Origin of the sequence: Nonomuraea sp. PA05 (assembly GCF_008086045.1) — a bacterium.
In the GTDB taxonomy this organism is placed as follows: Bacteria; Actinomycetota; Actinomycetes; order Streptosporangiales; family Streptosporangiaceae; genus Nonomuraea; species Nonomuraea monospora.
Genome location: NZ_VSEY01000008.1, coordinates 263,845 through 285,656, shown reverse-complemented (window position 1 = coordinate 285,656; position 21,812 = coordinate 263,845). Strand labels below are relative to the sequence as shown.

Here is a 21,812-nt window from a genome sequence, read left to right as displayed (position 1 = left end):
ATCACCCGCGCGGGGTCAGTCCGAGAGCTGCACCGTCGCGATCTCCCAGCCGCCCAGCGGCAGCCGGAGCGTCCCGTCAGTCACGTCGAGCGGCTCCCCCGGACGTCCCCGCAGGTCGGCCCGGCGTGCCCGGGTGAAGCGCCCGCCGATCACGGCCTCCGTGTCCGAGGAGGTGAGCGCCACGACCCGCAGCTCCCGCCACCCGTCACGCTCACGCAGCGACGTCATCACCACCCCCTCCCCGTCGACCGACAACCCGGCCGCGGGCGAGGGCAGCGGCAGGCTCCGCTCGCCGAGCCCCGGCACCACGAGCAGGTCGTGCCGGAAGGCCTCCGCCTGCGGCACCACCTCGTCCCATCCCTCCTGGTAAGGCATCAGCGCCAGGCTCACCGACCGCAGCCCGCGGGACTGCGCCGCGGGCGTGGGCAGTTGCGGCCCCGCCGGCTCGGGGCGCGAGACGTTGCGGTTGCGGGACAGGTAGCCGACCGAGCGCAGCAGCGTGAGAGCCAGCTCCCCGTCCACCACCTCGTACTCCGTCACGTGCTCCAGCAACGCCGCCACTCCCCCGGCGGCCACCCACGACGAGGCGGGGAAGGTCGGAAGCGGCGTCTCGCCGCAGCCGCCCTCCGCGGTGAGCCCTCGGGTGACGACGGCGAACTGCCCTTCGGCGTGCGACTGCGCGGCGGGCCTGGGCAGCGGCACGTGCAGGCGCACCCGGTGATCGTCGCACCGGTTGTCGAACGTGATGCCCAGCCGGACGAACGGCTCTCCCGAGCGCAGCTCCACCCGGGTGGTGAGGACGATCTCCTCCATCCTGGCGCCGCGCGTCAGGGCGGGCACCTCGGGCGCGCCCTCCAGACCCTCGCCCGAGGCGGGCCACAGGTACGTGCGCCGCACGTCCACGACGGCGACCAGCGGCCCCGTGCAGACCAGCTCGAAATCCGCGTCCACCGGCTCCGACACGATCAGGTCGCTCAGCGGCGGCGCGTGGTTGTAGGTGTCGCCGACGTCGCCGCCGTCGACGATGCGGCCCGCGCCGGTGACGGTGGTGCCGTCCTGGCCGACGAGCGTGAGGCTGCCGTCGACTTCGATCGTGACGCGCAGCAGCCCGTTGTCCAGCACCGTCGTGTCGCCGCGCACCGGCAGGGGCGCCGAGTCGGAGCTGAGCCAGCAGGACGGGTGGTGCAGGCCGGGCAGCCGCTCCACCTGGTCGCCGCCGTACACGCGCTCGCGCGGCGCGGGGCGCAGGCTGGTGTGGCCGAGCGGCGGGGCCTCGACGAGGGCGGCCACCGTGCGGCGCGGCTCGGCGAGGATGCGGACACTGGTGATGCCCGCGGCGGCGGTACGCAGCTCGTCCGGGTCGATGACGACGGAGGTCTGCCTGGCCACGGTGAACGTGAGGGTGCCGTCCTCGACGGTGTAGCCGGTGATGTGCTGCCCGTACAGCTCGGTGCCGTGGATCAGGGTCAGGGCCGTGGCCAGGTCCATCGGCTCGTCGAGCAGCAGCGTGGCGGCGTACTCCAGCGGCTGCACCGGCACCGGCGCGCCCGACGGGTCCACCAGCGGGTCGGCGCCGGCCGTGTCCACGATGACGACGCCGTGCCGGGGGGCGGGGGTGGGGTTGACGACCAGCACGCCGTCGGACGGCACCGCCTCGGCCAGGCGGGCGGTCACCATGTCGCGGACGGCCTGCCCGAGCTGTTCGGCCTCGGCGATGCGGGCGGCGACCTGCTGGGCGGTGTCGTCCACGCCGCAGCCGGTCACGGAGTCGTGGCCGCTGGCGTCCACGAGCCGCCACCAGGCCATGTCGAGGAAGCGGCCGGGCCATTCCGCGCCCCAGAGCGCGGCCAGCGGCTCGGCGTAGCGCTCGACCATCCGCTCGGCGCGGCCCATGGCCTGCTTGACGTGGGGGCGGACGGAGATGACGCCGGGCAGGATGTTGGCGCGGGCGTGGGAGCGCAGCTCGCCGTGCACCCGCGGCAGCCCCGCCACGTCGCCGGAGTACGCGCCGATGTATCCGGACAGGGTGTCCATGCGGGCGCCGATCTCGGCCACCATGCCGGGCAGCCCGCGCACGGGCGCCGAGTGGTCGGTGCCGTACATCGCCAGCAGCGGCCCGTCGGGCCCGTGCCACTCCCGCATGGTGCGTACGAACCCCGCCGCCCGCTGCCCGAGGCCCTCCGCGTCGGAGAACAGGTGGGCCCCGTTGCCGTAGCCGCCCGCCGGCAGGTACTGCGTGCGCAGCGCCGTGCCGTCGGGCGCCACCCAGGCGAAGGCGTCCGTCGTGACGGCCTGCGGCACGCCCCGGTAGACGCACGCGTGCAGCAGCCCGGCCTTGCGCAGGATCTGCGGCATCTGCGCCGTGTGTCCGAACATGTCGGGCAGGTAGCCGACCGGCATGGCGCCGCCGAGCTTGTCCGACCTGGCCATGCCCAGCTCCAGGTTGCGCACGATGTTCTCGCCCGAGCAGAGGAACTCGTCGAGCAGGATCTGCCACGGCCCCACCGCCAGCCGCCCCGACTCCACCAGCGCCGCCACGCGGTCGCGGTTCTCTGGCCTGACCTCCAGGTAGTCGTCCACGCAGGCGAGCTGACCGTCGAGGGTGAAGTGGTAGGCGGGCTCGCGCTCCATCGTGTCGAGCACCTCGTCGAGCAGCGCCACCAGGCGCAGCCGGAAGCGCTGGAAGGGTTCGTACCACTCCCTGTCCCAGTGCGTGTGCGGTACGACGACGATCTCCGTGGTCACGCTGCCTCGCCTCCCAGGGGCAGATCATGCTGTACGGCGTAACGCGCCGCGATGCGCTGCGCCGTGACGATGTCCTCCAGCCCGCCGCCCGCGTCGGTGAGCGGCGGCTTGCCATCGTTCACGTAAGCATGGAAGGCGGCGAGTTGTACCTCGAACGCCTCGGTCACTTCACGCCAGTGCGTACGGCTCTCGCTCCCGGACACCACGGTGAGCCTGGTCGGGGCGTTCATCAGGTAGGGCGAGGGGAAGACGAGCTCCAGCGAGCCCCGGTCGTGGTGGATGGCCACGGTCTCGCGGTAGGCGGGGTAGTCCTCCAGGTAGTGCCAGCGGATGGAGAAGCGGCCCCGTACGGGCAGCGTCCCGGAGATCTCGATGGAGCCGGGCGCGGGCCCCCACGTCTCGACGTGGGAGATCTCTGCCGGAGAGCCGGTGAAGCGCCGCAAGAGCGACAGGTCGTGGCAGATGGAGCCCAGCGCCACCCCGTACAGGTGCCGCACCTGCTCAGGGGCCTGCTCGCCCAGCGCCCGCGACACCAGCTCGCCCTCGGCCGCGCGCAACGAGGCCAGCAGACCGGCGTCCACATCGCCCGCCTGCGTCAGGTTCGCGAACGCGAGCTGCGACTCCCCGCTCGGGTGCAGCACGGTCACCTCGACCGCCCTGATCACCTCGGGCCCGCCCAGCTCGGCCAGGAGCTCCTCGGCCCTGCGCACGGCCGGGTCGTACTGCTTCATGTAGCCGACCATCAGCCGCCCCTCGGGCAGCGCCGCCACCTCGGCCCTGGTCAGCGCGAGCGGCTTCTCGCACAGCACCGCGTACCCGGCGGCCAGCGCCTGCCGCACGGTCTCGCCGTGGGAGCCGGACGCCAGCACGACGACGGCCTCGAACCCGCCCTCGGCCAGCATCTCCGCCACCGCCGTGTACCGCCGCGCCGCCCCCAGCCGGTCGCCCACGGCGTCGGCCAGCGTGCGCGACAGGTCGCAGACGGCGCTGACCTCGAACAGGTCCCGCCGCCTGGACAGCAACGGCACGTAGACCGCCTGCGTGACGGCCCCGCACCCGACAAGCGCGATTCTCAAAGCCCCAAGTCCTTCAGCTTCCGGCGGTTGGCCGCCTGGTCGGCGATGTTCTGGGCGACCGTGCGCCGCCCGGGGAGAGTGTCCTGCTCGATCACGATCCAGCCCGCGTAGCCGATCTCGTCCAGCGTGCGCACCACGGCGGGCAGGTCCAGCTCGCCCTCGCCGAGCGGGGCGAACCCGCCGCGGCCCATCAGCTCGCGCAGGTCCACGCCGTCGGCCAGGGCCTGGGCGAGGATGGTCGTGTCGCCGTCCTTGACGTGCACGTGCCCGACCCTGTCCGCCCAGGCGCGCAGCGCCGCGACCGGGTCGCCGCCGGCCAGCAGCAGGTGTCCCGTGTCGAGGCAGAGCTGCACGTCGGTCAGCTCCAGCAGCCGCTCGACGTCGTCGGGCGTCTCGACGTGGGTGCCGAGGTGGTGGTGGAAGACGGGCTCGAACCCGCGCGCGCGGCACCGCTCGGTCGTGTCCTGGATCCGGGCGGCGAACGCGGGCCACTCGGCGGCCGGCAGCCCTGGAGCGGTCCCGCCGGGCCGCGCGAACCGTTCCGGCGTGCCGGGGCAGGCGATCGTGGGCCGCGGCGGCAGGTCGCCCGGAGGCGCGGCGGCGAACACGTCCAGCGCCGCCTCCAGCCCCGGCAGCGCCTTGCCGTAGCCGTCCGCGTCGTGGAAGGGCAGGTCCACCCAGCCGCCGCAGAGCAGCAGCCCGGCCCCGGCCAGCCGGTCGGTCAGCTCGGAGCCGGTGCCCAGGTAGCCGATCGGCCCCGAGTCGATGCCCTCGTAGCCGGCCTCGGCCAGCGCGCGGACCATCTCGTCGGGGGTCAGCGGCGGCGGGCCGTCGCTCAGCTCGAACACGCCGAAGCTCACGGGGGCGTTGGCGACTTTCCTCACGCGCATAGGGCGATCACCTCGTTCTCGTAGGTCTCCAGCCGGTGGGGTCCGTCGATGGCGGGCAGCAGCGCGCGCTCGCCGCGGACCACCTGCCGCGTGCCGTCGGGGCGTACCAGCACCAGGCCGTCGGCGTCCAGGACGAGCAGCTCGTCGCCCAGCCTGAGCAGCAGCGGCCCGCCGGGGCCGGTGGACACGGCGGTGCGGCCCGCGCGCACGCCCTCCAGCACGGCGTGCGCGCCCACCGGCCCCGCGTGAGCGCCCGACGGCTCCGCGCCGGTGTTCTCAGCCAGCACCCAGGTGGTGGGCGAGCCGGGCAGGCCGTCGGAGCCGTGCGTGTGGAAGTCGCTGCCGCCGATCGCGATCACGTCGTCGCGCCAGGCGTCGGCCCAGGCCAGCGGGGCTCCCCAGCGGCGGTCCCACCACCCGGAGCTCCACACCTCTGCCACGCGCGGGCGGCGGCTGATCGGCAGCAGCCAGGCGCAGTCGCCGCCGAGCGGGTGGTTGATCGAGATCAGCCCGCCCGCGCGCTCGGCGTGCTCGACCCAGGAGTCGGCGGGCTCGCGGAAGTCCACCCAGCCGACCTCGCCGAACACGTTCGCGTGGCCCCGGTCGGTGGTGACCTCCTGGCCGGGGATGAGCGTGACGCCCCGGTCGATCGTGGCCAGCCAGGGGTGGTGGCTGGTCGTGTTGTGGTCGGTGACGGCCAGGAAGTCGAGCCCGCGCCCGCGGGCCAGCTCGGCCAGCTCGGCGATGGTGAGGGTGCCGTCGCTGTGGACGGTGTGGGCGTGGAAGTCGCCCGCGTACCAGCGCAGGCCGCCCACGTCCGGGATGTCGCGGCGCGGCGGCCGTTCGCCGTGCGGCGGCTCCCCGGCCACCGGCTCGGGCGGCGCGGCCCGCTCGAAGGAGATGTCCAGCGTGTAGTCCAGGCCCTGCGGCGGGATGCGGTGCAGGCGCAGCCACACGTTCCAGGTGCCCGCCTCGGGCTCGCCCGGCAGGTAGCCGGGGGTGGCCCAGTCGCGGGTGATCGTGTACTCGTCGCGCGCGCCGCCCGACCAGCCGCGGAAGCCGCCGGGGGCGCCGCATCCCAGGTCGATCACGCCCTGCGACCTGTCGTAGGAGAGCTTCACGTGCACCGCGGCCGTCCCCGGCGGCACCTCGAACGGCACCTCGCGCAGGATGCGCTCCAGCCGGTCGTCCAGCGACCAGTGCCCCCTCACACGAGCTCTCCGTTCCGGTAGACCAGCGCCCGGTCACGCCGGGGCAGCGCGTAGCCGTCGTCGCCCACCGCGGGCTCGCTGCCCTCGGGCACCACGACCTGCACGGTCACGTCGTTGACGTCGAGGGTCACCAGGTGGGAGGCGCCCAGGTTCTCCACGATGGCCACCTGCCCGCCGAACGCGCCCTCCGCGGGCTCGGCCGAGTAGGCCAGGTATTCGGGCCGTACGCCGTACACGATCTCCTCCCCATCGGACAGCGGTCCGCCGGCGGAGGCGGGGACCGCGATCTTGCACCCTGCCACCTCCAGCGTGTCACCTCGCACGGCGCCGTCCAGCAGATTCATCGGGGTGGAGCCGATGAACCCGGCCACGAAGGTGTTGGCGGGCCGCTGGAAGACCTCGGCCGGAGTGCCGATCTGCCGGATGTGCCCGGCCTCCATGACCGCCATCCGGTCGGCCATCGCCAGCGCCTCGGCCTGGTCGTGGGTGACGAAGACGGTGGTGACCCCCAGCTCGCGCTGGAGCTTCTTGAGGAACGTGCGGGCCTCCAGCCGCAGCCGGGCGTCCAGGTTGGACAGCGGCTCGTCGAACAGGTACGCCTGCGCCTGCGTGGCCATCACCCTGGCCAGCGCGACCCGCTGCTGCTGCCCGCCGGAGAGCTGCCCGGGCCGCCGGTCCATGAGGTGGTCGAGCCCGAGCCTGGCCCCCACCTCGGCGGCCTTGTCGCGGCGCGCGTCCTTGGCGACCTTCTTGATGCGCAGCGGGTAGGCGATGTTGTCCGTGACGTCCATGTGCGGGAACAGCGCGTAGTCCTGGAACACCATGGCCACGTCCCGGCCGCCCGGCTGCACGCCCGTCACCTCGCGCCCGCCGATGACCACGGCGCCGCCGGTGGCGGTCTCCAGGCCGGCGATCGTGCGCAGCAGCGTGGTCTTGCCGCAGCCGGAGGGCCCGAGCAGGGCGAAGAACTCGCCGTCGGGGATGGCCAGGTCGAGCGCGTCGAGCGCTTTCACCCCGCCGGGATAGACCTTGGTCAGCCCGCGTAGTTCGATGGCGGCCATTAACGCTTGATCCCTCCGTGGAAGCGGAAGCCGTACTTCTTGCTGACGAACAGGTACATGAGCACCACCGGGATGGAGTAGAGCAGCCCGAACGTGGACAACATGCTGAGGTTGGCCTGCCCGCCCTCGGTGTAGAGCGTGTACGTGATCACCGCCGCCGGTTGTTTCTCCACGTCGCTCAGCAGCAGGTACGGCATGAGGAAGTTCCCCCACACGTTGGCCACGGCCCACACCGCGATGGTCGCCAGCCCCGGCCGTACCAGGGGGACCACCACGTGGCGCACGATCTGCAGCGGCGAGGCGCCGAAGACGCGGGCCGACTCCTCGTACGACTTGGGCGTGGCGTCCATGAAGTCCTTCAGCATGAAGATCGCCGCGGGCAGCAGGCCGCCGGTCAGGATGAGGATCAGCCCGAGCTGCGAGTCGATGAGGTTCAGCTCCACCGCGAGCTGGAACAGCGGCACCATGGCCGCCGTGCCGGTGATGATCGACGACAGCAGCAGCAGCGCGTACAGCAGGGCGTCGCGGCCGGGCAGCCGAACCCGGCTGAGCGCGTAGGCGGCCAGCGCGGAGAAGAGCACGACCAGCAGGGCGGTGCCGACCGACAGCACGACCGAGTTCCACAACGACGGCAGCGCGTACGGGTGCTCCACGACCGCCAGGAAGTTGTCCCAGGTGAAGTCGGGCACCGACACCTCGTAGGTGGGGTCGGTGGTGAAGGGCGCGGTCACCAGCCACAGCAGCGGGATCGTGAAGAACGCCAGCAGCACGGCGATCAGCGTGCAGAACCCGATCCGGCCCAGGACGAACCGCGTCATTTCTTGCTCCGCAACAGCCGCAGGTAGAACACCGCGACGACCAGGTTGATCAGCAGGATGATCGTGGAGACGGCGGCGCCGTAGCCCAGCTCGCCGCCCTGCAGCGCCACCTTGTACACGTGCACGGCCAGGATCTCCGACTTGCCGTCGGGGCCGCCGGCGGTGAGCAGGAAGGGGGTGAAGTCGTTGAACGTCCACAGGCTGATCAGCAGCAGGTTCGTCAGGATGTGCCCTCTGATGTGCGGGAACACCACGTCCCTGAGCTGCTGCCAGCCGGAGGCGCCGGCCAGGCGGGCGCTCTCCAGGTGCGAGGGCGGCACGTTGCCGAGCGCGGCGCCGTACAACATCATCGAGAACGCGGTGCCGCGCCAGGTGTTGAACACGATGATCGACAACATCGGGTGGTCAAGCAGCCAGGCGGTGCCGGGGATGCCGAGCAGCGCGTTGAGCGTGCCGCCGTCGCGGTCGAGCAGCGCCACCCACAGGAACGACACGATGGCGCTGGGCAGGATCCAGGCCAGGATGACCAGGCCCTCGACCGCCCGCTTGAGCGGGCCGCGCCGGTCGCGCAGCAGCCACGCGATGGTGAAGCCGAGCCCGACCTGCCCGATGACGGCCGAGCCCAGCACGAACTGCGTGGTCAGCCAGGTAGAGCTCCAGAACGTCGGGTTCGCGACCGCGTCGAGGAGATTGCCGAGGCCGACGAACTGCGGCTCGGCGGCGGCGATCCCCGTCAGGCGGTAGTTCGTCAGGCCGAGGTAGAGCACCCAGAGCGCGGGGAAGACGAGGAAGGCGGCGATCAGCAGCAGGGCGGGGGCCATGAAGACCCCTGCCCGCGCCTTGCCCAGGCCCGCCGCGTCCGAGCTGTAGCGGGAGGGCTCCTTCGTGCCGGGGCCCGCCTCAGGAGCCTCGGGAGCCTCGGGGGTTTCAGGAGGCGATGTTGCCTGCGCCACCGACGATTCCCTCAAGCTTCTTCTGGTAGTCGGCCGCGGCCTGGTCCGGAGCCGTGCCGCCGGCGACCGCGGCGGTGGCCTCCTGCAGCGCCACCGACACCTGCGGGTAGAGCGCGACCGGCGGCCGGTAGGCCGTCACCGGCAGCACCTTCTCCGAGATGAACGTCAGCAGGGGCTCGCCCGCCAGGATCTCCTTGTTGACGTCCGTGCGCGGGGTGATGCGGACGTTGCCGTCCTTGGTCTCCTCCTTCAGCGCCTCCGGGGAGAGCGTGAAGGCCAGCAGCTCGAACGCCTCCTTCGGGTGCTTGCTGCTGGGGTTCACCGTGCGCAGGGCGCCGCCGGACATGCTGACGAAGTCCTGGCCGCGAATGCCCTTGCCGGGCTCGATGGCGGGGATCATGGCGTACCCGACGGTCTGGTCGCGGTCGGCCATCTTGGCCACGCCGGTCTTGGGGTTGACCACGCCGCGCCAGAAGTAGTCGCCCTCCATCAGGATGCCGATCTTGCCCTCGGCGAACTGCTGGAACGACTTGTCGCGGCCCTTGGCCTCCTGCTGGAGCCTGGGATCGCCGAGGCCGCCGCCGTAGATCTTCTGGTACAGGCCGAGCGCGTCCTTCATCGGCTGGGAGGCGCCGGACCACTTGCCGTCCTGCTGCACCTCGCCGCCCGCGCCCGCGAGCAGCGGCAGCACGCCCTGCATGGAGGTGGCCTCGCCCATCGCGGTGCCGGCGTTGATCTGGATGGGGACGGGCACGCCGGAGGACTTGAGCTTGGCGCCCGCGTCGAGGATCTCCTGCCAGCTCTTGGGCTGCCAGTCGGCCGGCAGCCCGGCCTTGGTGAACAGGCTCTTGTTGAAGTAGAGCACGCGGCCGTCGGTGCCGACCGGCAGGGCGTACTTCTTGCCGTTGAACTCGGCCATGGCCTGCACGGCCTCGGGGATCTGGGCCCAGCCGTCCCAGCTGTCGGCCTCCGCCCCGACCAGCTCGGACAGCGGCTTGATGTAGCCGGCCTCGGCGAACTCGCCGGCCCAGATGCCGTCGATGTCGATCACGTCCGCGCCCTTGCCTGACTTGAGGTCGAGGGAGAGCTTGGTCTTGTACTGCTCGTCGTCGACACCGCTGGGAACGAACTTGACCGTGACGTCCTTCCCCTTGGCCTTCTGCGCCGCCTCGAACTTGGGGATCACCCAGTCGGCGACGAACTTCGCCGCGGCGGCGTTCTTGCCACCGGCGATGGCGTTCTGGGCGATCGTCAGCTCGATGGTGTCGCCGCCTCCGCCGGAGGACTGGCCGCAGGCGGCGAGCCCCAGACCGGCGGCGGCGATGACCGCGACCACACCCATCGACCGTTTCCGCAATGCCATGCAAACCCTCCGACGTAGTCCTAAAGGGAGGAGGCCATGGGCCAATATGTCATGACATTCATATGACGTAAAGACCTGGCCGAAATTCGAGGACGTGCCCGCATGCTGCGCCGATGCCGGCGCGGGGGCGATCTTCACTACCCGGGATGCCGGGTAGTGAACAACCGTGGACTCTGACGGGACGTGATCCGCAACATAGCGGACATCCGAATGTCATGACAATATGCCATAGTGACGAGGTGAGCTCCGTCCCTGGAGGTGCTGTTGTACGACCTGATCACGATCGGCCGCTCCGGCGTCGACGTCTATCCGCTGCAGACCGGGGTCGGCCTGGCCGACGTCGAGACCTTCGGCAAGTTCCTCGGCGGCAGCCCCACCAACGTCGCCGTCGCGGCGGCCCGCCACGGGCTGCGCTCCGCGGTGATCACCGGCGTGGGGGCCGACCCGTTCGGCGACTACGTGCGCCGGGCGATCCGCGGCTTCGGCGTGGACGACGCCTTCGTGACCACCGTCGAGGGCCGGCCCACGCCCGTCACGTTCTGCGAGATCTTCCCTCCCGACCACTTCCCGATCTACTTCTACCGCGGCGAGCACCCGCCCGACCTGCAGATCTCCCCGTCGGTGCTCGACCTGGACGCGATCGCGGCAGCCGGGCTGTTCTGGTTCTCGCTGACCGGGCTGAGCCAGGAGCCGAGCGCCGCCACCCACGCCGCCGCCCTGTCGGCGCGCACGTCCGGGTGGACGGTGTTCGACCTCGACTACCGGTCGGTGCTGTGGGAGTCGCGCGAGGCGGCCCACGAGGCGGCGCGCGGCATGCTGCCGCTGGCGGACGTGGCCGTGGGGAACCTGGAGGAGGTGGAGGTCGCGGTCGGCGTACGCGATCCTGAGGCCGCCGCGCAGGCCCTGCTCGACGCCGGCGTACGGCTCGCGATCGTGAAAATGGGCCCGGAAGGGGTTTTCGCGCGTACCTCCGAGGAGAGCGCTTGGGTGGAGCCCATGGAGGTGAAGGTGGTCAACGGGATCGGCGCGGGAGACGCGTTCGGCGGCGCCCTCTGCCTCGGCCTGCTGCGCGGCTGGCCGCTGGAGCGCACGCTCCGCTTCGCCAACGCGGCGGGCGCGTACGTGGCCGCCCGCCTGGCCTGCGCCGACGCCATGCCGTCCACCTCAGAGGTGGAAGACCTGCTGAACGGGGCGCGCTCTTGAGCGACATCGCGTTGTCCCGGTCGGCCGACTACGGGCGGCTCACCCGCATCCGCGCCACCCAGCCGGAGGAGATCGCCGCGGCCGCGGCCCGGCGGCAGCGCCGCGGCCTGCCGGGTGAGGGCGAGCGGCTGCTGATCATCGCCGCCGACCACCCGGCGCGCGGCGCACTCGGCGTGCGTGACCGGCCCTTCGCCATGGCCAGCCGCGTGGATCTGCTCGACCGCCTGCGGCTGGCGCTGTCCAGGCCCGGCGTGGGCGGCATCCTGGCCTCTCCCGACGTCCTGGAGGACCTGCTGCTGCTGGGCGCCCTGGAGGGCAAGCTGGCCTTCGGCTCCATGAACCGCGGCGGGCTGCAGGGCTCGGTCTTCGAGGTGGACGACCGATTCACCGGCTTCGACGCCGCCGCCATCGACACCATGCGGCTCGACGGCGGCAAGATGCTCTGCCGCATCGACCCGTCCGACCACGCCACCGTGACGACGCTGGAGTCCTGCGCCCGCGCGGTCACCGAGCTGGCCAGGCGGCGGCTGGTGGCCATGGTGGAGCCGTTCTGGTCGCTGCGCTCGGAGTCGGGCGCCCTGCGCAACGACCTGTCGCCCGACGCCGTGATCCGCGCGATCAGCGTCGCCCAGGCGCTCGGCGTCACCTCGGCCTACACCTGGCTGAAGATCCCGGCCGTGGCGGAGATGGAGCGGGTGATGGCCGCGACCACGCTGCCCGCCCTGCTCCTGGGAGGCGACCCGCCGGACATCGACGCCGCCTACGCCGACTGGCACCGCGCGCTGAGCCTGCCCGGCGTGCGCGGCCTCGTCGTCGGGCGCGCCCTGCTCTACCCTCCCGACGACGACGTGGCGACCGCGGTGGACGGCGCCGCCGCACTGGTACGAGAGGCCCGCACATGACTCACCTTCCGTACGGCAAGACCGCCAGCGGCCCCTGGTCGGTCGAGATCACCCCGTCAGCGGCCGGCTGGACCTACTCGGGGCTGCGCGTGGCGGATCTGACGGACGCCCCGCTGTCCTTCGACACGGGCGAGGAGGAGATGCTCGTTCTCCCCCTGGCAGGCTCGTGCACGGTCTCCATCCCGGGCGACACGTTCGTGCTGAACGGCCGCTCCTCGGTGTTCGACAGCCCCTCCGATTTCGCCTATATCCCGATTTCTACGCAGGTGACCGTCGAGGGCGCGGGCCGCATCGCGTTCCCCTCCGCCCGCGCCACCCAGGCGCTCCCCCCGCGTTACGTGGCCGCCGCCGAGGTGGCCGTCGAGATCAGAGGCGCCGGCCAGGCCACCCGCCAGGTCAACAACTTCTGCTCCCCCGACGCCTTCGGCGGCTGCCACAAGCTCATGGCCGTCGAGGTGCTCACCCCCGGCGGCAACTGGTCCTCCTACCCCCCGCACAAGCACGACACCCCGGGCGAGGGCGAGGCGGTCCTGGAGGAGATCTACTACTTCGAGGTGGCCGACCAGGGCATCGGCTACCAGCGCGTCTACTCCTCAGAACGCGGCCACATCGACACCCTCGCCGAGGTCTCCTCGGGCGACGTGGTGCTCGTCCCCTACGGCTACCACGGCCCCTCCATGGCCGCGCCCGGCTACGACCTGTACTACCTGAACGTCCTGGCAGGCCCCGCGGAGCAACGTTCGATGGCGTTCTGCGACGACCCTCGCCACACCTGGATCCGCTCCTCCTGGGACGCCCAGCCCATCGACCCCAGACTGCCGTTCGGGAGGACTTCGTGATCCGTTTGACCGTCGCACAGGCGGTCGTGCGCTTCCTGGCCCGCCAGTGGAGCGAGCGCGACGGGGCGGAACGCCGGTTCTTCGGCGGCTGCGCCGGCATCTTCGGCCACGGCAACGTGGCCGGCCTGGGCCAGGCGCTCGCCACCTCCACCGAGGACCTGCCCTACCGCCTGAGCCGCAACGAGCAGGCCATGGTGCACACCGCCGCCGCCTACGCCCGCGCCGCCAACCGCCTGTCCACGCTGGCCTGCACCACCTCGATCGGCCCCGGCGCCACCAACATGATCACCGGCGCGGCCGGCGCGACCATCAACCGCCTGCCCGTGCTGCTGCTGCCCGGCGACATCTTCTCCACCCGCGCCGCCGGCCCGGTGCTCCAGGAGCTGGAGGACCAGCGCTCGTACGACATCTCCGTCAACGACTGCTTCAAGCCCGTCTCCCGCTACTGGGACCGCGTCAACCGCCCAGAACAGCTCCCCAGCGCGCTGCTGGCCGCCATGCGGGTGCTCACCGACCCGGCCGAGACCGGCGCGGTGACGCTGGCGCTGCCGCAGGACGTGCAGGCGGAGGCGTTCGACTGGCCGGATGAGCTGTTCGCCCGCCGCGTCTGGCACATCCCCAGGCCGCGCCCGGAACGCGCTGCCCTGGCCCGCGCCGCCGAGCTGATCAGGTCGGCGGCCCGCCCGATCATCGTGGCGGGCGGCGGCACGATCTACAGCGAGGCCACGGCCCAGCTCCAGGCGTTCGCCGAGGCGTGCGGCATCCCGGTCGCCGAGACGCAGGCGGGCAAGGGCGCACTCCCGTACGGTCACCCGCTCGCGCTCGGCGCCATCGGCGCCACCGGCACCACCGCCGCCAACACGCTGGCTCGCGAGGCCGACCTGATCATCGGCGTCGGCACCCGCTACAGCGACTTCACCACCGCCTCCCGCACGATCTTCGCCCCGGACGCCGCGTTTCTGAACCTCAACATCACCGGCTTCGACGCCGCCAAGCTCTCCGGCCTGCAACTCGTCGCCGACGCCCGCGAAGGCCTCAGCGACCTGGCCAAAGCGTGCGCGGGCCACGGCACGCCCGCCGCCTACCGTGAGCGCGCCGCCGAGCTGACCCGGGCGTGGGACACCGCCGTGGACGCCGCGTACGCGCTGGATGGCACGCCGATCCCGCAGGCCGCCGTCATCGGGGCCGTCAACGCGGCGGCGGGCGACGACGGCGTGGTGGTGTGCGCGGCCGGATCCATGCCCGGCGACCTGCACAAACTCTGGCGGCCCAGCGGCCCCGGCAGCTACCACGTGGAGTACGGCTACTCCTGCATGGGCTACGAGATCGCCGGCGGGCTGGGGGTGAAGCTGGCCGCCCCGGAGCGCGAGGTGTTCGTGCTGGTGGGTGACGGCTCCTACCTGATGATGGCGCAGGAGCTGGTCACGGCCGTCTCCGACGGCGTCAAGCTGGTCGTGGTGCTGGTGGACAACTCCGGCTTCGCCTCCATCGGCCGCCTGTCGGAGAGCGTCGGCGCCGAGCGGCTCGGCACCGCCTACCAGCGCCGCGACGGCGGGCCCCTGCCGGTCGACCTGGCCGCCAACGCCGCCAGCCTGGGCGCCACCGTGCTGCGGCCCGAGACCGTCGCGGACCTGCGCAAGGCGCTCGACACCGCCCGATCGGCCGCCTCGACCACGGTCATCTACGTGCGCACGGACCGGATGGCCGACGACGTGCCGTCCTCGGAGGCCTGGTGGGACGTGCCGGTGGCGGAGGTGGCCACGACGAGTGCCACTTATGCGGCGCGGGAGACGTACGAGGCGAACAAGCGCTCGCAACGCCCCCACCTCACCCCACCCACCTGACCCAGCCCGCCTCACCCCGACTCGCCTGACCCCGGTACGCCAGACACCCGCCCGGCCCTTCCCTCCTCACCCCAGCCCGCCCGCCTGATCAGGGTTGCCCGCGATCACCGGGGGGAACGCCTCTGACCAGGCATGATCGGGGGTAGCGGGATGGGGCCGTGGCGGCTGCTGGGGTGGTTGGCGGTCATCGCGGTGGCCTTCTTCTGCCTCTACCACGTGCGGACGGTGGCCATCTCGATCATCATCGGCGTCTTCCTGACCGCGCTGCTGCTCCCCCCGGCCCGCTGGCTGCGCAGACGCGGCCTGGGCAGGGCCGCGGCCACCACGATCGTCTTCGTCGGCGGCCTGGTGCTGGCCGGCGCGCTGATCGCGCTGGTGGTCCCGCCGACGGTGGCCAGCGTGTCGGAGCTGCGGGCCAGCGTCGGCAAGGTCCTCGACGACCTGCACGTGCTGGCGTCCCACCTGGGGCTGAACGACCAGCAGCTCGTCGCGCAGGCCAGGGAGTACCTGTCCACGCAGGGCCGCCAGATCACCACCGGGGCGCTGGCCGGGGTCAGGACCGTGGGCGAGATCGTGGTCGGCGCCGTCCTGGCTATCATCCTGTCGGTGTACTTCGTGCACGCCGGCGACCGGCTCTTCCGCTGGCTGGTCGAGCTCCTGCCGGCCGGGATGCGGACCCGCGTGGCCGAGACCGGTGACCTGATCTTCTCGGTGATCGGCCGCTACATCCACGGGGTCGCGATCGTGGGGCTGGTGGACGCGTTCTTCATCGGGATCTCGCTGTGGATTTTGGGCGTGCCGGTAGCGCTGCCGCTGGCGGTGCTGACGTTCGTGGGGGCGTTCCTGCCGGTGGTGGGGGCGTTCTTCGCGGGGTTGCTGGCGGCCGTGGTGGCGCTCGTGGCCAAGGGATGGCTGGTGGCGTTGATCGTGGTGGCGGTGACCGTGGCGGTGCAGCAGATCGAGGGGCACGTGCTGGCGCCCCAGATCTACGGCAAGGCGCTCGACCTGCCGGGTGCGGTCATCCTGGTGGCGATCACGGTGGGCAGCGTCATCGCGGGGATCACCGGCGCGTTCCTGGCCGCCCCGGTGACCTCCGTCATCGTCGCCCTGCTCCGCCACCCACGCTCCACCCAGCCTGCCCACTCCGCCTGAGCCCACCCGCGTCCTCCTACAGGAGAAGTTCGAGCTCCAGCTCGTGCCTGATCGGGATGCCGTCGGCCTCGGCCGGGATGCTCGGCTTGATGGCGCGCACCCGGTCCATGGCGTTCCTGTGCAGGGCGACGAGATCGAACCCGTAGCGCTGGTAGAAGCGCAGGGCGTGCGTGTTGTCGTTCGTGGTGATCAGCCAGAGCCGCGCCACGCCCCGCTCGGCGGCGACCGCCCGCACCGCGTCGAGCAGCGCCCTCCCCACTCCCTTGCCGGGCATCACCGCATCGAGTGAGGCGATCTCCACCGCGCCCTCGTCCTCCAGGTACGTGACGAGCCCGGCCACCTCACCGTCGAGTTCGGCGATGAAGCCGGGCAGCTCCGTCACGTCCACCTGCCTGCCGCTGCCCAGGATCATCAGCGTGGTGCCGCCCCAGCTCCCGGTGATGACGCGGGTGACCACCGGAAGGTCATCGGGCCCGATATCACGGACGGAAATGCTCATGACCGTCATTATGGGATCCATGCGATGGGTTACGTTCGACTGTTTCGGGACTCTGGTCGACTGGCGGCACGGCATCGGCACCAGCGCCGAACTGATCGCGCCGGGGCAGGGGGCGCGGCTGCTGGAGGCGTACAACCGGCATGAGCACCTCGTCCAGGCCGAGTCCCCCGCGATGCGCTACCGCCACGTGCTGGCCGAGACGCTGCGCAGGGCGTGCGAGGAGGAGAAGGTGGATCTCGGCCCGGACGACGCCGGCGTGCTGGCCACGACGCTGCCGTACTGGCCGGTGTTCCCCGACGTTCGGGCCGAGCTGACGGCGCTGCGCGAGGCGGGGTGGCGGCTGGCGCTGCTGACCAACTGCGACCGCGACCTCATCGCCGGGACGCGGCGGCGGCTGCCGGTGCCGTTCGAGGCGGTGGTGACGGCCGAGGACGCGGGGGCGTACAAGCCGGCGGACGCGCACTTCGAGCTGTTCAGGGGCTCCTACGAGCCGGAGGTGTGGGTGCACGTGGCCCAGAGCTACTTCCACGACATGGAGCCCGCGCATCGGCTGGGGCTGCGTCGCGTGTGGATCAACCGGCACGGCATGCGGCCCGCCGACGCCTCGATCGTCCCGCACACCCAGCCCGACCTGCGCGGCCTGCTCGCCGCAGTCGAAGCCACCGCCTAGAACACGGGGCTGCTCGCCGCAGTCGAGTAACCCCCTCGAGCCGCGAGCTGCTCATCGCATCGAGCAGCCGCCGGGAGCACGGGCCGCTCGCCGAGGTCGAAGTCGCCGCCTACAGCGCCCGCTGCTCCAGGACGTCGGCGATGCCCGCGAGGAACGCGTCCACGTCGGCGATCAGATACCCGGGCCTGAACATCACGGTCGAGAACTTCGCGTCCCGCACCTCCTTGGCCTTGAGCGGATAGTCGGTCGTGCCGCGTAACGTGGCCACGATCCGGTCGAGGAACGCGTCGATCTCGTCCTCGTTGTAACCGGTGCCCATGCGGCCGGGACGGAAGGCCACCCGCTCGACCCGCGCGGCCTGCGTCTCGAACCACTGCTCGCGCAGCATCTCGCCGGTGGGCTCGGCCATGGCCAGGCGGATGGGCCGCTTGGCCTGGGCCTCCAGCGCCACCACGAACGCCTCGAGCGCGAAGTCGACGGCGGTCTCCTGGTAACCACCGCGCTTGGCGCGGAACGTGGCCGTGCGGACCTCGTCGGCGGTGACGGGCTCCAACAGGTGAGAGCCTCTGCCGAGGGTCGACTCGATCCGCCCGATCAGGGCGTCAACCTCGACGGGGTCATAGCCTGAACGCATACCCATGACGCGCGGAAAGCGGTTCAAGCTCACTCCTCTTGAGTTTCGTGCTGGGGGTCCCTCCATTGTCGGACCTTTACGCCGAGCCTGCGACACGACATATACCGTTACGGGATCATGCGCCTGTCCAAGATTTCCTTCCGGTACCGAAGACGTGATCCTCTCGTCATCGAAGACGCCGACGCCCCGCTCGCCCCCGGCGACGTGATCGAGCTGACCGGCGCGAACGGAGCGGGCAAGTCCACGCTGCTCCGGCTCCTGGCCGGCCTCGCCAGGCCCACCACGGGCACGATCGCCGACCGGCCGCCGGTGGTCGGCTTCGCGCCCGACCGGTTCCCCGCCGCCCAGCCGTTCACGGTCACGGCGTACCTGCGGCACATGTCCCGCGTACGCGGCGGCGCCCGCTGGGAGCCGTGGATCGAACGCCTCAACATGGGGCACCTGCTCGGCACGCCGCTCGGCGACCTGTCGAAGGGCAGCGCGCACAAGGTGGGGCTGACTCAGGCGCTGATGGCCGATCCTGGCCTGCTCATCCTGGACGAGCCGTTCGCCGGCCTCGACGCCGACACCCGGGAGGCGCTGCCCGCGATCGCGACCGAGGTGGCGGGACGGGGCGGCATCGTCATCGCCAGCGACCACCAGGGCGGCCTGCGCGGGCTGCCCGGGCTGCGTCACTGGTCGATGGTGGACGGTCACCTCAAGGAGAGCACGGTGGCGCCGTCGCCGGTCGCCGCCGCGCAGGCCACCGTGGCCGTGACGTTACCGGCCGAGGAGCTGCCCCGCTTCCTGGCCAGGATGCGCGAGGAGGGCTTGCGAGCCCACGAGATCCCGCCACAGGCCGCTCGTGAGACCGAGGAGACCGCATGATCGCCCTGGCCGCCTACCGCCTGGCCGCCTACGTGCGCTCCCACCGCGTGTTCCAGGCGCTGCTGCTCACCCTCGCCCTGCTGGCCATCGTCCACGGCAGCCGCGCGCCGAAGGGCGCCGAGGCCACCGTGCTCGTGGACGGCGCCGTACTCCTCGTGCCCGTCCTCGCCTGGGCCGCCAGAAGCCTGCTGGACACCGAGCCGGACCGGCAACGTGAGATGTCGGCCATCCAGGTCGGCGGGCGGGGCAAGGAGGTGGCGGCGGGGCTGCTGGCGGCGTTCACGGCGTGCGCGGTGTTCGCGGCGCTCGGCCTGGGCTGGGCTCTGCTGGCCGGCGTCTCCGGGTCGCCCACGTCCGGCCTGCTGCTGGTGGCGCTCGTCCTGTACGTGCTCGCCGCCCTGGCGGGCACCGCCCTCGGCGCCCTCACCAGCCGCGCCATCCTGCCGTCGCCGGCCTTCTCGATCATGGGCCTGCTGCTGGGCTTCCTGGCGATGCTGCTGCTGAGCTCGACATCGTTGTACTGGCTGACGGTGCCGCTCATCTCGTGGATGAAGGCCGCCAACACCGGCGAGCTGCTCGGCCGCTTCCCGGAGCTGGCCGCGATCTCGCTGGCGTGGTGCCTGCTCGGCCTGGCGACGTACGGCTGGCTCCGCCGCCGCTCATGACACACGCCAGGCCCCTCCAGCAGCCTTGACGCGCCCCGAGGCCCACCGCCCCGAACGGGGCTCCGCCCGTACCCCTGCCTCGCGTTACTCGGCGGCGGCGAGCTGCCCGCAGGCGCCGTCGATCTCGCGCCCGCGCGTGTCACGCACCGTCACCGGCACGCCGTGGAACTCCAGCCGCCGCACGAACGCCCGCTCATCCTCCGGCCGCGAAGCCGTCCACTTGGACCCGGGCGTCGGGTTGAGCGGGATCAGGTTCACGTGCACGAGCTTGTTCTTGACCAGCTTGCCGAGCAGGTCGGCCCGCCACTCGTGGTCGTTGATGTCCTTGATCAGCGCGTACTCGATGGACACCCGCCGCTTGGTCCTGGCCGCGTAGGCCCAGGCGGCGTCGAGCACCTCGCCGACCTTCCAGCGCGTGTTGATCGGCACCAGCGTGTCGCGCAGCTCGTCGTCGGGCGCGTGCAGCGACAGCGCCAACGTGACGGGCAGCCCTTCGTCGGCGAGCTTGTTGATGGCGGGCACCAGCCCCACGGTGGAGACGGTGACGCCCCGCGCGGAGATGCCGAGCCCGTTGGGGGCGGGCTCGACCAGGCGGCGCACCGCCCCGATGACCTGCTTGTAGTTGGCCAGCGGCTCGCCCATGCCCATGAACACGACGTTGCTGACCCGCCCGGGCCCGCCGGGCACCTCGCCGGCGGCCAGCGCGCGGGCGCCTGCCACGACCTGCTCGACGATCTCGGCGGTGGACATGTTCCTGGTCAGCCCGGCCTGTCCGGTGGCGCAGAACGGGCAGTTCATGCCGCACCCGGCCTGCGACGACACGCACATGGTGACGCGGTCGGGGTAGCGCATGAGCACCGACTCCACCAGCGCCCCGTCGAACAGCTTCCACAGCGTCTTGCGGGTGGTGCCGCCGTCGGTGGTCTGCTCCTTGACCGGCGTGAGCAAGGTGGGCAGCAGCGCCGACAGCTTGTCCTTGGCCGCCGCGGGCAGGTCGGTCATCGCCTGCACGTCGGTGGTGAGGCGTTCGAAGTAGTGGCGGGAGAGCTGGTCGGCGCGGAAGGCCTTCTCGCCCAGCTCCGTCACGGCGGCCCGCCGGTCGGCCATCGACAGGTCGGCCAGGTGCCGTGCGGGCTTGGCCCGCCGCGGCGCGACGAAGGTGAGCTGACCTGGAGGCTGGGACACTGTGCTGCCTTTGCTTAGCTTGAGGGGTTTGCGACCAGGGTAATCAACGTTCGGATCGGAGGTGGCATTCCTGGTCTCACTACGGCTCGCGTCTTGGTCTCCGCCCGATCTACAGTCATCTCGTATGGCGATTTTTCGGTCGGCATCTGGCGAGGGTGGCACCGAGGTCGTGCTCGCCGCCGGCAACCCGTACGGGAGCCGGACGCTCGTGGTCGAGCGGGACGAGGACTCCTCGGTAGCTTACCTGTGCTCACCGGACGGCACGGTCCACGGAGCCGTCTGGCTGGCCAACCATCGCCCCGCCCCCGCCGTCGTCGACCTGGCCCGCATCAACGCGGGCCTGCCGCCGCTGATGCCGAGGGCGAACACGCTGCACCCCGACGGCCGCCGGCCGCTCGGGCAGCTCAGCCCGCTGTGGTTCGAGGAGGGCGACGGCGTCGCGCTGTACGAGGACGACGAGCTGCTCGCGGTCATCCCCGGCTGGGCCGACATGAGCAGGGGCATGCCCGGCTACGCGCGGGACGCCGTGGGCGAGTCGCCGTTCGCCTGGGCGCTGTCGGAGGCGCTCGAAGGGCTGCGTCCCCGGATCTCGAACGCCAGGTCCTACTGGCGGTGGCGGCACGGTGAGGGGTCGTGGCCGTCGTTCCAGCAGTTCGTGATGGGCCATCTCGACCGGGTGCTGGGCCCGGCGGGCCGCTACTGGGACGCCAGCGGCGAGCGGCTGCCGACGGTCGGCATCACCGAGCGGCCGCCGCACGGCGATCGCGGCTTCACGGTGCTGTCCACGGTGGGGATGAGCTGCCAGCGCATGCCGACGGTGGAGCAGTGGATCGACAAGCCGGGCGCGTACGCCAGGATCGAGCTGGCCGTGGCCACCCGCGACGACCCGAAGGACGCGGCGCTGCTGCTGGTGTGGCTGTCGCAGTATCCGTGGCACTCGGTCACCTGGCTGGGCCACGGGCACACGGCGAAGTGGTATCACGAGCCTTCGACGTTCCCGCTGGGGCCGCAGTACTCGGGGGTCCTCATGCAGGCCAACCCGGCCCACATGCCCGACATGTCAGGGTTCGCGTTCGGCGGTGAGATCGTCCGGTGGCTCTGGCTCTCACCCGTCACCACGCAGGCCCTGCAGACCCACTGAGCCCCACCGACTCGCAGGCCCCACAAGACTCGCAGGCCCCGCAAGCCCCGCAGACCCACTGAGCCCCACAAAACTCGCAGGCCCCGCAGGCCGG

General features: G+C 71.9%; 20 protein-coding genes. 9 read left to right on the top strand and 11 right to left on the bottom strand.

The window, feature by feature from the left end:
• Positions 1–15: 15 nt before the first annotated feature.
• Genes FXF51_RS15665 through FXF51_RS15630 form a run of 8 tightly spaced genes read right to left on the bottom strand, consistent with a single transcriptional unit; the run spans position 16 to position 10,117 of the window.
• Entirely contained in the window at positions 16–2,745 is a 2,730-nt protein-coding gene (locus tag FXF51_RS15665; protein WP_148435160.1) for a glycoside hydrolase family 38 C-terminal domain-containing protein, read from the bottom strand.
• On the bottom strand, positions 2,742–3,821 hold the full coding sequence (locus FXF51_RS15660; RefSeq protein WP_148435159.1) for a Gfo/Idh/MocA family protein: 1,080 nt from the start codon (positions 3,819–3,821) through the stop codon (positions 2,742–2,744). Before FXF51_RS15660 ends, FXF51_RS15665 begins: the two co-directional genes overlap by 4 nt.
• Positions 3,818–4,711: a TIM barrel protein gene (locus FXF51_RS15655; protein ID WP_148435158.1), complete on the bottom strand. Its 894-nt coding sequence runs from the start codon at positions 4,709–4,711 to the stop codon at positions 3,818–3,820. Before FXF51_RS15655 ends, FXF51_RS15660 begins: the two co-directional genes overlap by 4 nt.
• The gene (locus tag FXF51_RS15650) at positions 4,702–5,922 is read right to left on the bottom strand and encodes a CehA/McbA family metallohydrolase (RefSeq protein WP_148435157.1); all 1,221 of its coding nucleotides are present in this window, start codon (positions 5,920–5,922) and stop codon (positions 4,702–4,704) included. The genes FXF51_RS15655 and FXF51_RS15650 overlap by 10 nt, the downstream gene beginning before the upstream one ends.
• The gene (locus FXF51_RS15645) at positions 5,919–6,983 is read right to left on the bottom strand and encodes an ABC transporter ATP-binding protein (protein WP_148435156.1); all 1,065 of its coding nucleotides are present in this window, start codon (positions 6,981–6,983) and stop codon (positions 5,919–5,921) included. The genes FXF51_RS15650 and FXF51_RS15645 overlap by 4 nt, the downstream gene beginning before the upstream one ends.
• Positions 6,983–7,801, bottom strand: a complete 819-nt coding sequence (locus FXF51_RS15640) for a carbohydrate ABC transporter permease (protein WP_148435155.1) — start codon at positions 7,799–7,801, stop codon at positions 6,983–6,985. Before FXF51_RS15640 ends, FXF51_RS15645 begins: the two co-directional genes overlap by 1 nt.
• A complete protein-coding gene (locus FXF51_RS15635) occupies positions 7,798–8,754 on the bottom strand; it encodes a carbohydrate ABC transporter permease (protein WP_262379552.1) in 957 nt (318 codons plus the stop codon). The genes FXF51_RS15640 and FXF51_RS15635 overlap by 4 nt, the downstream gene beginning before the upstream one ends.
• Positions 8,729–10,117, bottom strand: a complete 1,389-nt coding sequence (locus FXF51_RS15630; RefSeq protein ID WP_262379551.1) for an extracellular solute-binding protein — start codon at positions 10,115–10,117, stop codon at positions 8,729–8,731. The genes FXF51_RS15635 and FXF51_RS15630 overlap by 26 nt, the downstream gene beginning before the upstream one ends.
• A 264-nt stretch (positions 10,118–10,381) precedes the next feature.
• Between FXF51_RS15630 and iolC the strand changes: the two genes are divergently transcribed.
• From iolC to FXF51_RS15605, 5 genes are all read left to right on the top strand, one after another.
• Entirely contained in the window at positions 10,382–11,320 is a 939-nt protein-coding gene (iolC, locus tag FXF51_RS15625) for a 5-dehydro-2-deoxygluconokinase (RefSeq protein WP_148435154.1), read from the top strand.
• A complete protein-coding gene (locus tag FXF51_RS15620) occupies positions 11,317–12,222 on the top strand; it encodes a deoxyribose-phosphate aldolase (protein WP_148435153.1) in 906 nt (301 codons plus the stop codon). Before iolC ends, FXF51_RS15620 begins: the two co-directional genes overlap by 4 nt.
• Positions 12,219–13,061: a 5-deoxy-glucuronate isomerase gene (iolB, locus tag FXF51_RS15615; protein ID WP_148435152.1), complete on the top strand. Its 843-nt coding sequence runs from the start codon at positions 12,219–12,221 to the stop codon at positions 13,059–13,061. The genes FXF51_RS15620 and iolB overlap by 4 nt, the downstream gene beginning before the upstream one ends.
• Complete coding sequence (gene iolD / locus FXF51_RS15610; protein ID WP_148435228.1) at positions 13,061–14,905, top strand: 3D-(3,5/4)-trihydroxycyclohexane-1,2-dione acylhydrolase (decyclizing); 1,845 nt, start codon at positions 13,061–13,063, stop codon at positions 14,903–14,905. Before iolB ends, iolD begins: the two co-directional genes overlap by 1 nt.
• Before the next feature lie 132 nt (positions 14,906–15,037).
• Positions 15,038–16,057, top strand: a complete 1,020-nt coding sequence (locus FXF51_RS15605) for an AI-2E family transporter (protein ID WP_262379550.1) — start codon at positions 15,038–15,040, stop codon at positions 16,055–16,057.
• A gap of 16 nt (positions 16,058–16,073) precedes the next feature.
• On the opposite strand, the gene FXF51_RS15600 is transcribed toward FXF51_RS15605, so the two are convergent.
• Entirely contained in the window at positions 16,074–16,556 is a 483-nt protein-coding gene (locus tag FXF51_RS15600; RefSeq protein ID WP_187414389.1) for a GNAT family N-acetyltransferase, read from the bottom strand.
• A 19-nt stretch (positions 16,557–16,575) separates the two neighbouring features.
• On the opposite strand from FXF51_RS15600, the gene FXF51_RS15595 reads away from it, so the two are divergent.
• Positions 16,576–17,226 carry an HAD family hydrolase gene (locus FXF51_RS15595; RefSeq protein WP_222871289.1) on the top strand — a complete coding sequence of 217 codons (651 nt, stop codon included), beginning with the start codon at positions 16,576–16,578 and terminating at the stop codon, positions 17,224–17,226.
• Between the two features lie 109 nt (positions 17,227–17,335).
• On the opposite strand, the gene FXF51_RS15590 is transcribed toward FXF51_RS15595, so the two are convergent.
• Positions 17,336–17,860, bottom strand: coding sequence for a DivIVA domain-containing protein (locus tag FXF51_RS15590; protein ID WP_187414388.1), 525 nt, complete (start codon positions 17,858–17,860; stop codon positions 17,336–17,338).
• Between the two features lie 117 nt (positions 17,861–17,977).
• On the opposite strand from FXF51_RS15590, the gene FXF51_RS15585 reads away from it, so the two are divergent.
• Positions 17,978–18,727 (top strand): ATP-binding cassette domain-containing protein, encoded by a 750-nt coding sequence (locus FXF51_RS15585; protein WP_148435148.1) that lies wholly within the window; start codon positions 17,978–17,980, stop codon positions 18,725–18,727.
• The gene (locus FXF51_RS15580; RefSeq protein WP_148435147.1) at positions 18,724–19,392 is read left to right on the top strand and encodes a hypothetical protein; all 669 of its coding nucleotides are present in this window, start codon (positions 18,724–18,726) and stop codon (positions 19,390–19,392) included. Before FXF51_RS15585 ends, FXF51_RS15580 begins: the two co-directional genes overlap by 4 nt.
• Positions 19,393–19,476: 84 nt before the next feature.
• On the opposite strand, the gene rlmN is transcribed toward FXF51_RS15580, so the two are convergent.
• Entirely contained in the window at positions 19,477–20,577 is a 1,101-nt protein-coding gene (gene rlmN, locus FXF51_RS15575) for a 23S rRNA (adenine(2503)-C(2))-methyltransferase RlmN (RefSeq protein WP_148435146.1), read from the bottom strand.
• A 124-nt stretch (positions 20,578–20,701) separates the two neighbouring features.
• Here rlmN and FXF51_RS15570 point away from each other — a divergent pair, with 124 nt between their 5' ends.
• On the top strand, positions 20,702–21,718 hold the full coding sequence (locus FXF51_RS15570) for a suppressor of fused domain protein (protein ID WP_148435145.1): 1,017 nt from the start codon (positions 20,702–20,704) through the stop codon (positions 21,716–21,718).
• Positions 21,719–21,812: the final 94 nt, after the last annotated feature.

Excerpts from the sequence above, each read along its gene's own strand:
- iolB (WP_148435152.1), top strand. The coding sequence starts at position 12,219 with ATGACTCACCTTCCGTACGGCAAGACCGCCAGCGGCCCCTGGTCGGTC.
- FXF51_RS15630 (WP_262379551.1), bottom strand. The coding sequence starts at position 10,117 with ATGGCATTGCGGAAACGGTCGATGGGTGTGGTCGCGGTCATCGCCGCC.
- FXF51_RS15645 (WP_148435156.1), bottom strand. The coding sequence starts at position 6,983 with ATGGCCGCCATCGAACTACGCGGGCTGACCAAGGTCTATCCCGGCGGG.
- FXF51_RS15585 (WP_148435148.1), top strand. The coding sequence starts at position 17,978 with ATGCGCCTGTCCAAGATTTCCTTCCGGTACCGAAGACGTGATCCTCTC.
- FXF51_RS15570 (WP_148435145.1), top strand. The coding sequence starts at position 20,702 with ATGGCGATTTTTCGGTCGGCATCTGGCGAGGGTGGCACCGAGGTCGTG.
- FXF51_RS15600 (WP_187414389.1), bottom strand. The coding sequence starts at position 16,556 with ATGAGCATTTCCGTCCGTGATATCGGGCCCGATGACCTTCCGGTGGTC.
- FXF51_RS15655 (WP_148435158.1), bottom strand. The coding sequence starts at position 4,711 with ATGCGCGTGAGGAAAGTCGCCAACGCCCCCGTGAGCTTCGGCGTGTTC.
- FXF51_RS15580 (WP_148435147.1), top strand. The coding sequence starts at position 18,724 with ATGATCGCCCTGGCCGCCTACCGCCTGGCCGCCTACGTGCGCTCCCAC.
- FXF51_RS15595 (WP_222871289.1), top strand. The coding sequence starts at position 16,576 with ATGCGATGGGTTACGTTCGACTGTTTCGGGACTCTGGTCGACTGGCGG.
- FXF51_RS15590 (WP_187414388.1), bottom strand. The coding sequence starts at position 17,860 with ATGCGTTCAGGCTATGACCCCGTCGAGGTTGACGCCCTGATCGGGCGG.
- FXF51_RS15605 (WP_262379550.1), top strand. The coding sequence starts at position 15,038 with ATGATCGGGGGTAGCGGGATGGGGCCGTGGCGGCTGCTGGGGTGGTTG.
- FXF51_RS15640 (WP_148435155.1), bottom strand. The coding sequence starts at position 7,801 with ATGACGCGGTTCGTCCTGGGCCGGATCGGGTTCTGCACGCTGATCGCC.